Consider the following 12,578-nt stretch of genomic DNA (forward strand, 5'->3'; position numbering starts at 1 on the left):
GGGGAAGGTGGATGGATGTCTGGCTACAGCTTTTGCAGGCGGAACCGGAGCTCAGGTCCTTGACCGACTGGAACCGTCTTGCGACGCGCTATACCGATTCACCGAAATACACGGCGCGTGACGCAAGCGGAGTATTCATCATTCATACCGCTCCGTTGGCATCATTGGCACGGAAAAAGCGGGAGTTTGAGCTTTTGCAGCAGTTACGACACGACGGGTTGCCGGTCCCGGAACCACTCGACTTGAAGCAGATTTCGGCAGCCGCTGTCTGTTACAGCCGCTATCGTTTTCTGACCGGTAAGACGATCCAGGCATGTTTACCGCTCTGTCGGGACAAAGCATACAGACTCGGTCAGGAGACGGGCCGCTTGTTACAATGGATCCATCAGCATGAGGTGCCCCGGGCGACGGAGTGGGCGATCCGCTGCCTCGAAAAACACAAGCGGTATGTTGCGCTGTACCAAGCAGAAAGACCGTTGACCGACGATTCAATCATCCTGTCCTTCATCGAACGAAACATCCATTTGATCGCGGGACGGCCGAACCGGCTGCAACACGATGATGTTCACCTCGGAAATCTGATTACGGACGGGGAACACCTCGTCGGACTGATTGATTTCTCGAATCACGATGTCGGTGACCCGTGGCATGACTTCGTCAAAATGGGACTGTTTCAGGTCGACGACAGTATTCCGTTTGCCGTCGGTCAAGTCGACGGTTATTTTGCAGGGGATGTTCCGGAGCTATTTTGGCGTGTCTACAGCGTCTATCTGGCGATGGCTTGTATTTCATCGATCGTCTGGACAATCCGGCATGCACCGGAGGAAACGGACCAAATGCGCCGGCGGCTCGAACGTGTGTTGTCCGATCACCGGCGGTTTGAGTGTGCCGTCCCGATTTGGTATGCAACGTTTGACCGGACGTGATCGTCTGAGTAGACTTTTCGTTCGACCGGAAAAGCCGTGCCTTCACCGATTGATTCGGTCAGGGCACGGCTTTTTTGGTTCAGTTTCCGTCCCAGGTCTCGTCGACACGGGAGGCATAAAAGCGCAGGGCGCGGGCATAAGCATGGATTTCCGGATTTCCCGTCGTATCGACAAGCGTTCCGATCAACCGTTCGATTGCTTCGGCCGACCGGTCGAGATTATGTAACGTCAGTGCTAAAAATGTCTGCAAGACGGCATGCTGCGGAAAGTGGGCGAGTCCTTCCGTCAACGTCCGGTAGGCATCATCGTAACGGCCGAGGGCACGGTACGTACTGCCGAGTCCGACGTACGCCTCCTGTAAATCGGGCGCAGCCAGACCCTGTTCGATGGCAGCGACGTAATGCGGAACGGCAGCGGCTTCCTCTCCGAGATTATCATGACACCAGGCCATCTGATAATGAATTTGTGGATCGTCCGGAGCCTGATTCAGGTAAGAGGCGACGACGGCTTTTGCGGCGTGATACTGTTTCGCTTGACGAAGACGCGAGACGGCTGTCCGGTCAAACCCGACCGCAGGGGAGAGATCATCTGACGGACGGTAGACGAAGGTCAGCTGCTGACTCGATGGTCCGTATGAAACGCTGGAGCGAAACGGCAGACCGGCCCTGGAGGCGACAACGAGCGCCGGTTCATTGTCCGGGTCCATCATGGCCACCACCTGTTGATAATCGAGTGTCTTGAAACTGAGCGTCAGCATGGCAGGAAATGCTTCCGTGGCATATCCTTGTCGTCCAAACAGCGGATCGATCTCGCAGTCGATTTTGGCCGAGCGGACTTCCGCCTGACGGATTGGCGAGATTCGGATTGTCCCGACCTTCGTTTCATCGTTTGAACGAAACAGACCAAACGTGGACGTGTCTGTTGCAGACCGGACCGGTTCGTGTCGGAAAGGCAACGGTCGAATTTGTAAGCGCGCAGTTTGAATCGTGATGGCATCTGTCATGTCAAGGCACTCCTCGCGTTGGGTATCATACAAAAACCCTTCAACCGGTCAGGCTGAAGGGTTGAATGTTAATTTTGCTGTTCGAGTTTCGTTAACAGTGTCCGGAACGTATCGAGTTCGGCATCCGAGAAGTCAGCGAAGACGTCCGACAGGTATTCCATCTTCATCGCTTCAAGCTTCCCGTACAATTCAATCCCGTCTTTCGTTGCCCGGAGTTCGACGACACGACGGTCGAGTTCACTGCGTTCGCGTGAAATCAGCCCTTTTTTCGTCAATTCATCGGCCAGTGCCGTGATCATACTCGCTGAAAACTGAAATTCGTTGGATAAAGCCGATGCGATTTGGGGACTGCTTGTGCAAAGCGACTTCAGGATAAAGAATTCGTTTCGCGTCAAGTAAGTCGTGAACATGCTGCGGACATCTTTTTTGATGGCGCGGTAGTTCATCCGTAACCCTTTTTCTGTATCCACGATCAACTGATCGCGATTTGCTACTTCTAATGTAGTTGCCATAGTTTCACTCTTTCCATACCGTAGTTTCTTCTTCCGTGATTTAGTATAGTGAAAAATTTTAGTTTAATCAATATTTTTCTCTTGAATCATCTGTTTACTTAACGGTTGGACCTGCTTGATGATGTCCTCGACGTTCCGGAGCTCCGGATAGAACCGGCGGAAGAAATAGTCAATCCGGTGTGGATCGTTCCCGGCGATTGTCACGGCCATACAGATGTAGGCGATGCCGATTCCTTGGCGAGGGAGGAAAGGGTTCGGCATGACCTGGGCACACTTCAAGGCGAGCGGGCTGTGGGCGGCGACGGCTTCAATCAATTCTCCGTAATTCCGGATATCGACATAATGGAACATCCGGATCAGTTCATTGATCAGCTGCTGATCGGAATCCAGCATCATCTGGGACGTGACCAGCTGTTTGTCGAGATCGTTGATGACAGCGGAGTGGTCGATGAAATAGTTTAAGTTATCGGAAGTGATCCGGACCTTTTGCGGATCCGACAAGATTTGCTGGACCGTCTCGTCTTCGAATTGTTTCAATTGTTTTTTGATGTTGACGAATTCCTGATCGGCGATTTCAAGGAGTCCGGCGACCCGGCTGAAACTGCGGCGGACTTCGGCCGGCACACTGTTCGGATTTTTATATCCTAAATCGTGCTCGATTTCCGCCCAGGCATGTTGCAGAATCGACCGGATCTGGATTTCGGCGGTATGGTCCTTAAAACGGCCGTATTCACTGAGCGCGAGCCGCTGTTCATTTAAGGCGGCGACGAAATGGACCGACAGATAACCGAACTCGGTCGTATCGAGCAGAGTGGATTTGTCGACGGATTGATCCCGGTCGATTGAAAATTCATTTTCGATGATCCGGGCTGCTTCCCGGACATCATCGTGAAAGTACGTCACGATCCGGATTCCCGTCAAATCGTGCACATCCCGGAGCGATTGGTATTTATTCGGTTGCCGTAACACTTTTTGGTACAGGCTGTCGGACTCTTTCGTCCGGGCGACGATCGAATGGTATTTGATGCCGGCTGCATCGAGCAATTCCGATAATAAGACTTTTAATTTATCGGCAAAGGCGTCATAGTCTTCCTTGTCATTGACATATTCGAGCATCATCGTATTTAAGTCCTGCGATTGCACGGAATTCACCTTCCTCATCAATTCTTCTTGCTTTATTGTAGCATTCGTTTTCAATGGACGCACGAAAGGACCCTGTTTCAAGGAGGACGCTTCGTGGGAAAGACAGAGTAGAACATCTGGGAGGGGTGCTAGAATGGAAATTTTGGACGCGCGGGCGTTGCCAGCTGATCATTCTGATATCTTACATGTCACACCATCATCGGTTTATTTCCGCCGCCGACTCAACGACAGTCAATTTCATATCAGCCGGTTTGATTTAAAAGATCAAGAACAGGTCGATCTGACGCCTGAAGTGTTGCAGGATCATGGACCGACCCGGCCATTCGTCAAAAAGGGAAAAGTGTATTGCCTGAATGAAAAAGACCGGGAAGAGGGCGGCGAGACGCAATTAATCGCGATTGACCTGCATTCAGGAAAAAGCGAGCACCTCGCTTCGTGGCGCCTTGGGGGCGATTTGACGCTCTACTGGGTTCTGAATGAGCGGTATATGGTCCTGTTGCATGTCGATGACGGGACGACGGCCTTTTTGTATGACGTCGAGACGACGCGTCAGCATCCGATTAAAGATGAACGGTTGTACGGTATCACGGAAAACTACCGTGAACTGTATTTTTTCCTCATCACGTTAGCGGATGCCGATTATATCGTCTGCAATGCCCGGCTCGATGAGTTCTCCTTTTATGATGCGCTGGAAAGCGGAGTCATCTCACCGGAAGATCCGATTGACCATTCGGAAAGTCTGTTGATTGCTCCGTTGTCGACGATCGTCACGGAAATCGAGCAAGGCGTGGAACACTTGTCCTTTCGGACGTTATTGCGGCTCGACGGGGAAGGGGATACCGTCCAGTACCTGGGCGAACAGGACGGCCATCTCGTGTTTAGTGCCTATACGGAACGCCTCAATGAAGAAGTGTTTTATGAAATCAAGGAACAAACGGCCGTTACGGAGCGGGAACGGATTCGGTGGAGTGATTTCGAACCGCTGGACTTCACCTATGACGATGTCGAGTCGACGATTTTCATCGTCAATGACCGGTCGGATCAGCACCATGAAGTGATGAATCTGCGGACGGGTGCCCGTTACCTGGACCGTGACCCGTTTGAGCGGGTGCTGCGCGACCGGTTTTACCTGCATGAATCGATCGGGACGGATGCTGAACCGATGGTCACGGTGTATGACGGTGAGCAGGCAGTGCGTCACCGGTTCGAGGATGCTTATTATATGATTGTCGCCGGAGAATTGGTCATCCTTTCCGTCAATCAGTTAAAATGAACGAAACAGCCGAACAATTCAGGGAATCACACTGTGAAAAAGGCAGTGTGATTTTTAAACAGAAGACCTATTTATTTCATATACCGTATTTATCATATAAAAACAAATTAAAAAACAAGAAGTATAAGCTTATATGCGTCAAAAACAATAAAAACTCCTCCCCGTCAGCGAAATACGCCAAGCAAGAGGAGGAGTGGTATGCTTATTCTGAGTCAGTCGTCCGTGTGAAGATGTCGACCTGAATGTTGCCAGCTGTTGCGCGTGAGTAAGGGCAAACGCTGTGGGCAAGTTTACCAAGCTCCGCAGCTTGTTCTTCTGAAACGCCACGGACAAGAACGTCCAGTTCCACTGAAAGTGTAAATCCGTCTGTTGCTTCGTTCAACGTGACGTGTGCCGTTACTTCACTGCCGTCATGCTTGATTCCTTGTTTACGAGCGACAAGATTTAAAGCGGAATCAAAACAAGCAGAGTATCCGGCAGCAAATAATTGTTCCGGGTTTGTCGCTTGTTTCTTTGATCCTGGTACAGGCATGGCAAGAGCGACGTCTAAAATACCGTCTTCCGATACGACGCGGCCGTCACGGCCTCCGACAGCTGTAGCAGATGATGTGAACATTGGTTTCATAATGATAACTTCCTTTCGGGTTGGCTGATTAATTTAAGTAGCTTACAATTAGATTGTATACAATCTATAAAAGAACGCAACTATTTTGCTTAAAGGAGGATATATATGTCGAATCCCTTATTGCTTGAAGAACAACTCTGTTTTCCGTTTTATGCGATTTCCCGTGAAATCACGAAACGATACCGTCCGTTGCTGGAGCCGCTCGGATTAACCTATCCGCAATATCTCGTCATGCTCGTCTTGTGGGAGCAGGATCAACAATCGTTAAAAGCGGTCGGAGAGCGATTGCATCTCGACTCAGGTACGTTAACGCCCTTGTTAAAAAAATTAGAAGTTTCCGGTTTAGTCGAACGGGTCAAAAATCCGGTGGACGAACGTCATATCCAAATCACGTTGACGGCAAACGGCCAAGCCCTTCGAAATGAGGCCGAACAAATTCCGCTGGCTTTAAAAGAATTACTGGGTGTATCGGACGAAGACATGGAACTGGTCAAGCAGACATTAAATCGCCTGACCATAAAAATGAACGGGACTGATTGACAGTCCCGTTCACTTTGACTATTTATTTGCGGCGGAATCCTTCTTCTTCAAGGTAGTTCGCTGCTTCTTTATACGAATTGAACGCTCCGTCAAGCAAGTCGCCCGCGTACACCAACCAAGTATCGAGGTCTTCGTTTAATAACGTCAATTCGAACTGGTTGTCGTTGATCCACGTTTCTTCCAGCGTTTCGACCGTTTCGACTGTCTCTAGCGCTTTGATCGCATCTTGTAACAAGAGGATTAAAGCGGGCTCGGAGAATTCACGAATGTTGACGAAACCTTTCCGGTCCGTCTCATATCCCGGTAATCCTGCAGCGTAGACAAAACCGTTGCCGTTCGGATGAAGATGATAGACGACGATTTTTTTCTCGAACTGACTCTCCGGGAAGTGGAAATTGACACGGTTAAGCGAGACTTCTTTCCGGACAAGTTGCGGGAAAGTCTCGATGATGTTTAATTTTTCTTCAAATGTTAGCATGGTTCCTCCTTGAAATACATTTCTACTCTCTTATATATGCGATGATTCACAACGAAATGTCAACGTCTGTTTGATGACAGTGAAACTTGAGCAAGTCTCTTCCCGTATGAAAAAAGGAAAGGCAGGGGATTGGATGCAACCAAATCAACCGACCGGGGACTGGCAACACTTGCCGCGTGCCTCGATAACCGCCGAACGTCAATACGTCGGCATTAAGTATACCATTTATCTGTTGCTCATCGGAACGGCGACCGTGGTTCAGATCAAGTGGCTGGATTTATCTCCCTGGTGGATGTGGATTCTGACCGGTTTGTGGACAGGATTCTTTTTGCTTCAGTTCGTATACGTCCCGAAGATGAGACAACGGTATTTTAAATACCGGGTCGATGATGAATTTTTAGTCGTCGAATTCGGAATCTTTATCTTACGACATGTTGTGACACCACTGGTCAAAGTACAAATCATCGATACGTCGTCCGGCCCGTTGCTCCGCCGCTTGAAGCTGATGAATATGAGCGTGCATACGGCGTCCGGGCAAATTGAGTTACCCGGACTTGAGGTCACGCAAGCCGGCATCTTACGGCAACGGATTGAACGATTCGCGAAACTCGAGGAACAGGAGGAGGAGTCGTTATGACACGGAGGGTCCACCCCTTGTTCATCTTAATGACGACGTTGACGCAGCTCCGATCACTCGTCATTCCGATTGCCGTCATCCTGTTCAATGATTTAAAAAATGACGGATTTGGCATATATACGATGATTGGTGTCGTGGTCATCAGTTTTCTGTTACTCGTGTTCGGTATCATATCCTGGTACTTTTATACGTTTACGATTGATGAACAAACGATTCGGGTCAATAAAGGGATTTTCCGAAAAAGTGAGCGGACGACGCAACGTCAGCGGATCGAGTCAATCGGCATCAATCAAAATCTGCTCGAGCGGATTCTCGGTTTGGCGACACTGGCGGTCGAAACGTCATCCGACAGCGGCAAACCGGAAGTCGAATTAAAAGGGGTTCGGCTCGAGTTTGCCAAACAATTGAAATCGACGATCGGAACAGCGGTCTTGCCATCCGCGGAAAATGCGGAGGCAGCCGTCACTTATACGGTCGGCTTAAAGGATTTAGTGACAGCAGGGGCATTATCCGGCCGGCTCGGTCTTGCACTCGTCGGATTCGGAGCCGTCTATCAGTTCGCCAACCGGTTCATCGAGCCTTACATCAGCCGGGCGTTTGACGAATTGTTGCATTTATCACTTATGATTTTGCTGATTCTCGGCGGAATGCTTTTACTCTTGATTTACCTTGGCTCGATTTTAGTATTCGTCCTCCGGTACGGTTCTTTCCGGGCGACGCGTGATAAACAGCGGATGACGATTGGATACGGCCTCTTGAACCGGACGGAAATCGTCTTTCATCAAGATAAGGTGCAGGCGCTGGTCATCGAGGAAAGCTGGATCAAGCGGCGTTTGAAACGGGCGCACCTCTCGTTACACATCATCTCCGCAAGCGGTGAAGAAGAGAAGTTGCTCTTGCACCCGTTTATCCGCACGAGTGAGATTGACGATTTTTTGAGCCGGTTTTTACCGCGCTTTCAATTGCAAAATCCGCAGAAACGGGCCGTCGACCGGGGATTTTTTTACATCGTCCGTTGGCCGCTGCTCGGCTACAGTTTGGGATTACTTCTGTTGAACGGGGCGATGCTGTATACGTTACCGGAACCTTTCCGATATTTCGGATTACCGTTCCTTCTGCTGTTGCCCGTTTATTACGCGGTCGCACGGTCCGGCTATCAAAACACCCGTTACGGGCATCAGGACGATTTGTTTGTCCTACGCAAGGAACTGGTCAACCGGGAAACGATTTATGCGCCGCGCCTCAAGATTGAAGCCTTCTCGAGTCACGTGTCCCGTTTTCTGGAACACAAAGATATTCTGAAGTTTCATCTTACGTTACGCGGTTCAACTGTTTTTCATGCCGGTTACTTTACACAGGAAGAGTTTGAAGATGTACTGCGTTGGTATCAACAGACATTTCTCAAACCACCGGCTTCACCGGCAGGGACACGGCTGTCGGATGACGAATAGCTTCTGAAAGAAACAGATGACAAAAGGAGTGAACGTGGTGCGCAAATGGATTTTGATACTCTTGCTGATTCTTTTCGGAATCGGAGGTCTGATCGGATATGACGGCTACCGGTTACAGCAAACTTTAACAAAAGCGTCTGACCGCTCTCGTCTCCTCCCTGCGAAGCCAACCAATCCGGACACAGCGGATCAGGCATGGATGAAGCGGCAGGATCTGAAAACCATCCAATTAAAGACGACCGGGGAAGCGCGCGTCGGCCGTTACCTGCCCGCTTCTCCCGCTTCCGACAAGACGGTCGTGCTCCTTGCTGATGATGTCCGCCTCGGTTCCTCCGAAACGGAACCGCTCATCCGCTTTTATCAGGAACAGCTCGGATACAACGTATTTGTTCCGGACCGCCGCGGTCAGGGAGGCAGCAAAGGACCATTGAACTATGGTTGGCTTGACCGGCTGGATCTGATCGAGTGGACCAATCAATTGATTGAGGAGACCGGAACCCGTCACATCATTTATCACGGACTGGGTGTCGGAGGGGCGACGGCATTGCTCGCAGCAGGAGAACCGACCGTTCCCAAACAAGTCAAGGTCGTCATTGCCGAAGGCGCATATGCCCGTCTGGACGATTGGCTCCAGTCTCTTGCCCAAGCAAATCTGTCGTATCCGGCCGGTCCGTCGCTTGCTGCGGCAAGTATCTTGAATAAAGTTGAGCAGGACTTCTTTTACGGGGATGTTTCCGTCACGCGGCAGACGAGCCGGATCATGGTGCCGACGTTGTTCATCCAGGGAACGGGGGACAAGATCGTTCCCCCGCGGATGGTCTATGAGCTGTATCAGGCAAAACCCGGGATCAAACAATTGTATCCGGTCCGCGGAGCGGGTCACGGCATGACCTATTCCGAAAATGCTAAGAATTACGAAAAACGTCTTCGTTTGTTCGTTCAACCTTTTGTTACGACTCCTTAACCGGTCATGTCACGAGGGCGGATGACCGGGCAGTAAACAGACGGATTGAAAGGGGCCACAACAAAAATGACGGATTTGGTTTGGGTAGGAAATGAAACACCGTTCGTCGATGTCATCTCCATTGAATCGGTTGGACCGATCACGGTCGGACGATTCGGAGGATGCAGCCGTTCCGGACAGACTAAAAATGAAGACGGTTGTGTCGTCTGGATCGGGGGAGACTGGGAATGGACCATGCTCCTCGACGCGCATGATACGGCGGAAAGTGCCGTCTTATTGACCGACTACTTTACCGCGCATCGTGCGAAAATTGAGCGGATCCTGAATGAACCTCTAGAAACGATGTTCTCCACGCTCGAACAGCAGGTCGTATCCTTGTTGCAAAACGAAGCCTTCCGGTCCGCCTGTCAAGACGTACAGGGCGAGACCGCCTGTCTGTTTCTTGTCCGGAAAGGAAAATATGTCTGGTGGTTATCGGTCGGTGATGTCGTCGCTTATCTCTTCCATCCTGATTTAAGTAAACATCTGCAATACAAGTTAAACGAGCGGCAATTTTTTGAATGGATTGGACGGGTCAATACATTTGATTTACCGGTTCCGTGTTACGGGCGGGGGATTCGTGAATTACGTCGGGGAACCAATCAGCTGTTGTTGACGACGGACGGATTGATTGAATGTCCGGGAGCCCCGTTTCAGGACGGAAAACAGATGGAAACGATTCTGAACACTTCAACGGCTGGCGTTGAGACGTTACTGACGACAATCAAGCAGCTCGGTGTTCGGGACAGCACGACCATCTTGGCCTGGACGGTCAAGGTGGAGGAGCATGTGACAATGCCTGGAAATGCAAAATAATAAAAGCATGACCCGTCTTTTCCGTTGATCAGGGAAAGGGGTCATGCTTTTATTCGGTCGTTGCTGATTCAGCATCCGTCTGGTTCGTTTGTAACGGGATCGGCTCCTGTGCCTCTTTTTCGGTATGTGCCAACGGCAGGGCAATCCCGACGCTCGTCAGTAAAGCGATCAGCGCCGTATTCGTCAAGGTTTGGTACATCTGTATCCCTCCTTTTCTGGAAATTGTGTCACCTTTTTAACTATTCTGAATATTTATTCGTGATTCGTCAAGTAATCGTCATCTTCCCGGTAGTCTTTTTTTCCTTGAAACCGGTATACTTAAACGTGAAAAAGGGGGATCTCGCTTGAAACTTACTAAAGCCAACACACGTATTTTGGAGTCATTGTTACCACGGTTGAACCTGAACGTCGAAGAACCGGAACGGACGGATATCGAACGCCGTCTCCAAGCGGATCTGTATGAAGCCCAGCGCTTGCAAAAACCGTTTGAAACCGTCCACGGACAATCACCGGAAGAACGGTTGAATCAAATGATTGCCGAGATTCCGGAATTGCGGCGGAACGAAACTCAGAAGCGCTGGACCCGGAATTATATCTCGACGATTTTGATGTTTATCTTCATCGAAGGAATCGATGGAATCTTCCAGTTCGCTCTCGCAGATTACATTTTATTTTCGATCATCGCCTTATTCCTGATTGATGCGATGTCGATTCTAATCACGTCGCCGAAAATCCGTGACGTCAAAAAACGGGTCTGGCTTCAATTTTTAGTCAGCTTCATCTTGTTTGCGACGTACAAAGCGGTTTTGATTCAATTCGTGCCGAATCCCGTCGTCCTGATGCAAGTCAGCGGCACCCCGGCGTATCTGATCGGAATCGCCGGATCGGTAGGTCTTTATCTTTACTGGTCCAAAAATCCGCTTCGTAAACGCGCATAAGGCAGAAGGAGGGAAAAAGATGGAATTCACGCACTGGAAAAGACGTTTGCAAGATCATCTGGAACGGATGGGGTTTGATTTACGGATCGAGCGGCTTGCCATGCAGGATATCCTGAAACTTGAAGCCACACATGGTGCTTTCTTATTTTTCCCGATTACGATCAACTTATATGAACGGATGGGGTGGCAGATGGTGGCCATCGAATCCCATCATCCGGAAAGCGTCGACGATTTGTTTGCTGAAGCCCAGGTCCAGTCCCTGTTTCAAATGACGATGATGACGTTCGAAGAGGAAGAGCGGGAATACATTTTAGGTTTTTACAGCAACACCGGCCGTTATCTGACGGATACACTCTCGTTGACCGGACAGCTCGTCCGTGTCATCGAAGAGGAGTGGAACGACGGCGAACCGCTCCGGATTGCTACGTTCGAACCGTTCCCGGGTCTGTTCGTCGCTCCATCCTTTGCCCATCAGACCTATGCCTTTGCGGCGGTTGAAGACCACTGGCAACTGTTCGTCGGCCGGACGGGACGTCCGGCAAGTGATTACCGGCTTGACGGGACGGTCCTCGCACCGCACCGTGTACCAGAAAGCGAATTGTTCACGCGGATTCCATTGGCTGTCCCGCTTCACGAGTTCGAGGATGTCCGGACCCGGTTGCAGGCGGAACGAACGGAAGTGCAATCATTTCTTGCACAGGTGATGGCGGTCATGCAGGTTTACGATCCGTCGTTCGGTTTCGCCTGGCGCGGGACAGTAACGTTTTTCCATGGTATTCCGGTCAATCCGTTTGCCCAGCGCCTGTGGCTTGACGACGGACATAAGCGTTTCCGGATCATGCAGCAAGGATCGCGACGGATCTTGGCGCTCGGGGACACGGCACCGGAAGCCATCGAACGACTCGACGAAGCGGTCGGGGCGGGGGAGCCGGACGGAACTCCCGTCAGTGCCGTCGGTCAATTGCTATTAGGGATCTGGAAACAGTTCGAGTCCGACGAGACAACCTATTTGACGGAAGTCTCCTGTGAAGGGATTTCGAGACAACAGGTCGAAAACCGGGTCCGCAACGCCTTGGCACGGCAAGAAACGATTGATTGGATTGTCCGGGCACAAAACAGTAATGACAGTTGCCGATTCGCGGGACTGACGATCACGTTTCCGCATCGTCCGCCGGGGCTAGTCCGGATTCAGCGGACGGAAGATCTGACCGGAAACCGGTGATTGCCGGAAAA

The 12,578-nt window shown here is 50.6% G+C and carries 15 protein-coding genes; 9 read left to right on the top strand and 6 right to left on the bottom strand.

Annotated elements, in window-relative coordinates; genetic code table 11:
- Positions 1-11 precede the first annotated feature (11 nt).
- A complete protein-coding gene (locus tag KNQ07_RS12275; protein WP_214766991.1) occupies positions 12-926 on the top strand; it encodes a phosphotransferase family protein in 915 nt (304 codons plus the stop codon).
- A gap of 79 nt (positions 927-1,005) precedes the next feature.
- On the opposite strand, the gene KNQ07_RS12280 is transcribed toward KNQ07_RS12275, so the two are convergent.
- The 3 genes from KNQ07_RS12280 to KNQ07_RS12290 form a co-directional block, all read right to left on the bottom strand.
- Positions 1,006-1,929, bottom strand: coding sequence for a tetratricopeptide repeat protein (locus KNQ07_RS12280; protein ID WP_214766993.1), 924 nt, complete (start codon positions 1,927-1,929; stop codon positions 1,006-1,008).
- Positions 1,930-1,997: 68 nt separating this feature from the next.
- A complete protein-coding gene (locus KNQ07_RS12285; protein ID WP_012370505.1) occupies positions 1,998-2,441 on the bottom strand; it encodes a MarR family winged helix-turn-helix transcriptional regulator in 444 nt (147 codons plus the stop codon).
- A 63-nt stretch (positions 2,442-2,504) separates the two neighbouring features.
- Positions 2,505-3,584, bottom strand: a complete 1,080-nt coding sequence (locus tag KNQ07_RS12290) for a GTP pyrophosphokinase (RefSeq protein ID WP_234944519.1) — start codon at positions 3,582-3,584, stop codon at positions 2,505-2,507.
- A gap of 133 nt (positions 3,585-3,717) precedes the next feature.
- On the opposite strand from KNQ07_RS12290, the gene KNQ07_RS12295 reads away from it, so the two are divergent.
- Entirely contained in the window at positions 3,718-4,857 is a 1,140-nt protein-coding gene (locus KNQ07_RS12295) for a Six-bladed beta-propeller, TolB-like protein (protein ID WP_214766995.1), read from the top strand.
- A gap of 202 nt (positions 4,858-5,059) precedes the next feature.
- Here KNQ07_RS12295 and KNQ07_RS12300 read toward each other — a convergent pair whose 3' ends face one another.
- Positions 5,060-5,482: an organic hydroperoxide resistance protein gene (locus KNQ07_RS12300; protein ID WP_012370502.1), complete on the bottom strand. Its 423-nt coding sequence runs from the start codon at positions 5,480-5,482 to the stop codon at positions 5,060-5,062.
- Between the two features lie 105 nt (positions 5,483-5,587).
- Here KNQ07_RS12300 and KNQ07_RS12305 point away from each other — a divergent pair, with 105 nt between their 5' ends.
- Complete coding sequence (locus KNQ07_RS12305; RefSeq protein ID WP_214766997.1) at positions 5,588-6,022, top strand: MarR family winged helix-turn-helix transcriptional regulator; 435 nt, start codon at positions 5,588-5,590, stop codon at positions 6,020-6,022.
- A 22-nt stretch (positions 6,023-6,044) separates the two neighbouring features.
- Here the strand turns inward: KNQ07_RS12305 and KNQ07_RS12310 are convergent, their stop codons facing one another.
- Entirely contained in the window at positions 6,045-6,500 is a 456-nt protein-coding gene (locus tag KNQ07_RS12310; protein WP_012370500.1) for a hypothetical protein, read from the bottom strand.
- Between the two features lie 133 nt (positions 6,501-6,633).
- Between KNQ07_RS12310 and KNQ07_RS12315 the strand changes: the two genes are divergently transcribed.
- The 4 genes from KNQ07_RS12315 to KNQ07_RS12330 all read left to right on the top strand — a co-directional run bounded on the left by KNQ07_RS12315 (position 6,634) and on the right by KNQ07_RS12330 (position 10,407).
- On the top strand, positions 6,634-7,137 hold the full coding sequence (locus KNQ07_RS12315; RefSeq protein WP_148206618.1) for a PH domain-containing protein: 504 nt from the start codon (positions 6,634-6,636) through the stop codon (positions 7,135-7,137).
- On the top strand, positions 7,134-8,588 hold the full coding sequence (locus KNQ07_RS12320; protein ID WP_214766999.1) for a PH domain-containing protein: 1,455 nt from the start codon (positions 7,134-7,136) through the stop codon (positions 8,586-8,588). Before KNQ07_RS12315 ends, KNQ07_RS12320 begins: the two co-directional genes overlap by 4 nt.
- A gap of 37 nt (positions 8,589-8,625) precedes the next feature.
- The gene (locus tag KNQ07_RS12325) at positions 8,626-9,552 is read left to right on the top strand and encodes an alpha/beta hydrolase (RefSeq protein WP_261966312.1); all 927 of its coding nucleotides are present in this window, start codon (positions 8,626-8,628) and stop codon (positions 9,550-9,552) included.
- 66 nt (positions 9,553-9,618) lie between these two features.
- A complete protein-coding gene (locus KNQ07_RS12330) occupies positions 9,619-10,407 on the top strand; it encodes a PP2C family serine/threonine-protein phosphatase (protein WP_012370496.1) in 789 nt (262 codons plus the stop codon).
- 49 nt (positions 10,408-10,456) lie between these two features.
- Here the strand turns inward: KNQ07_RS12330 and KNQ07_RS12335 are convergent, their stop codons facing one another.
- Positions 10,457-10,606, bottom strand: a complete 150-nt coding sequence (locus KNQ07_RS12335) for a hypothetical protein (protein ID WP_012370495.1) — start codon at positions 10,604-10,606, stop codon at positions 10,457-10,459.
- Positions 10,607-10,751: 145 nt separating this feature from the next.
- Here KNQ07_RS12335 and KNQ07_RS12340 point away from each other — a divergent pair, with 145 nt between their 5' ends.
- Together KNQ07_RS12340 and KNQ07_RS12345 are read left to right on the top strand one after the other, a co-directional pair.
- Positions 10,752-11,345, top strand: a complete 594-nt coding sequence (locus KNQ07_RS12340) for a hypothetical protein (RefSeq protein ID WP_214767003.1) — start codon at positions 10,752-10,754, stop codon at positions 11,343-11,345.
- Positions 11,346-11,364: 19 nt separating this feature from the next.
- Positions 11,365-12,567, top strand: a complete 1,203-nt coding sequence (locus tag KNQ07_RS12345) for a hypothetical protein (protein ID WP_214767005.1) — start codon at positions 11,365-11,367, stop codon at positions 12,565-12,567.
- Positions 12,568-12,578: the final 11 nt, after the last annotated feature.

This window comes from Exiguobacterium sp. s145 (genome assembly GCF_018618835.1).
GTDB lineage: Bacteria > Bacillota > Bacilli > Exiguobacteriales > Exiguobacteriaceae > Exiguobacterium_A > Exiguobacterium_A artemiae.

Coding starts and splice junctions, on each gene's coding strand:
- KNQ07_RS12275 (WP_214766991.1), top strand. CDS start 12: ATGGATGTCTGGCTACAGCTTTTGCAGGCGGAACCGGAGCTCAGGTCC.
- KNQ07_RS12280 (WP_214766993.1), bottom strand. CDS start 1,929: ATGACAGATGCCATCACGATTCAAACTGCGCGCTTACAAATTCGACCG.
- KNQ07_RS12285 (WP_012370505.1), bottom strand. CDS start 2,441: ATGGCAACTACATTAGAAGTAGCAAATCGCGATCAGTTGATCGTGGAT.
- KNQ07_RS12295 (WP_214766995.1), top strand. CDS start 3,718: ATGGAAATTTTGGACGCGCGGGCGTTGCCAGCTGATCATTCTGATATC.
- KNQ07_RS12300 (WP_012370502.1), bottom strand. CDS start 5,482: ATGAAACCAATGTTCACATCATCTGCTACAGCTGTCGGAGGCCGTGAC.
- KNQ07_RS12305 (WP_214766997.1), top strand. CDS start 5,588: ATGTCGAATCCCTTATTGCTTGAAGAACAACTCTGTTTTCCGTTTTAT.
- KNQ07_RS12310 (WP_012370500.1), bottom strand. CDS start 6,500: ATGCTAACATTTGAAGAAAAATTAAACATCATCGAGACTTTCCCGCAA.
- KNQ07_RS12315 (WP_148206618.1), top strand. CDS start 6,634: ATGCAACCAAATCAACCGACCGGGGACTGGCAACACTTGCCGCGTGCC.
- KNQ07_RS12320 (WP_214766999.1), top strand. CDS start 7,134: ATGACACGGAGGGTCCACCCCTTGTTCATCTTAATGACGACGTTGACG.
- KNQ07_RS12330 (WP_012370496.1), top strand. CDS start 9,619: ATGACGGATTTGGTTTGGGTAGGAAATGAAACACCGTTCGTCGATGTC.
- KNQ07_RS12335 (WP_012370495.1), bottom strand. CDS start 10,606: ATGTACCAAACCTTGACGAATACGGCGCTGATCGCTTTACTGACGAGC.
- KNQ07_RS12345 (WP_214767005.1), top strand. CDS start 11,365: ATGGAATTCACGCACTGGAAAAGACGTTTGCAAGATCATCTGGAACGG.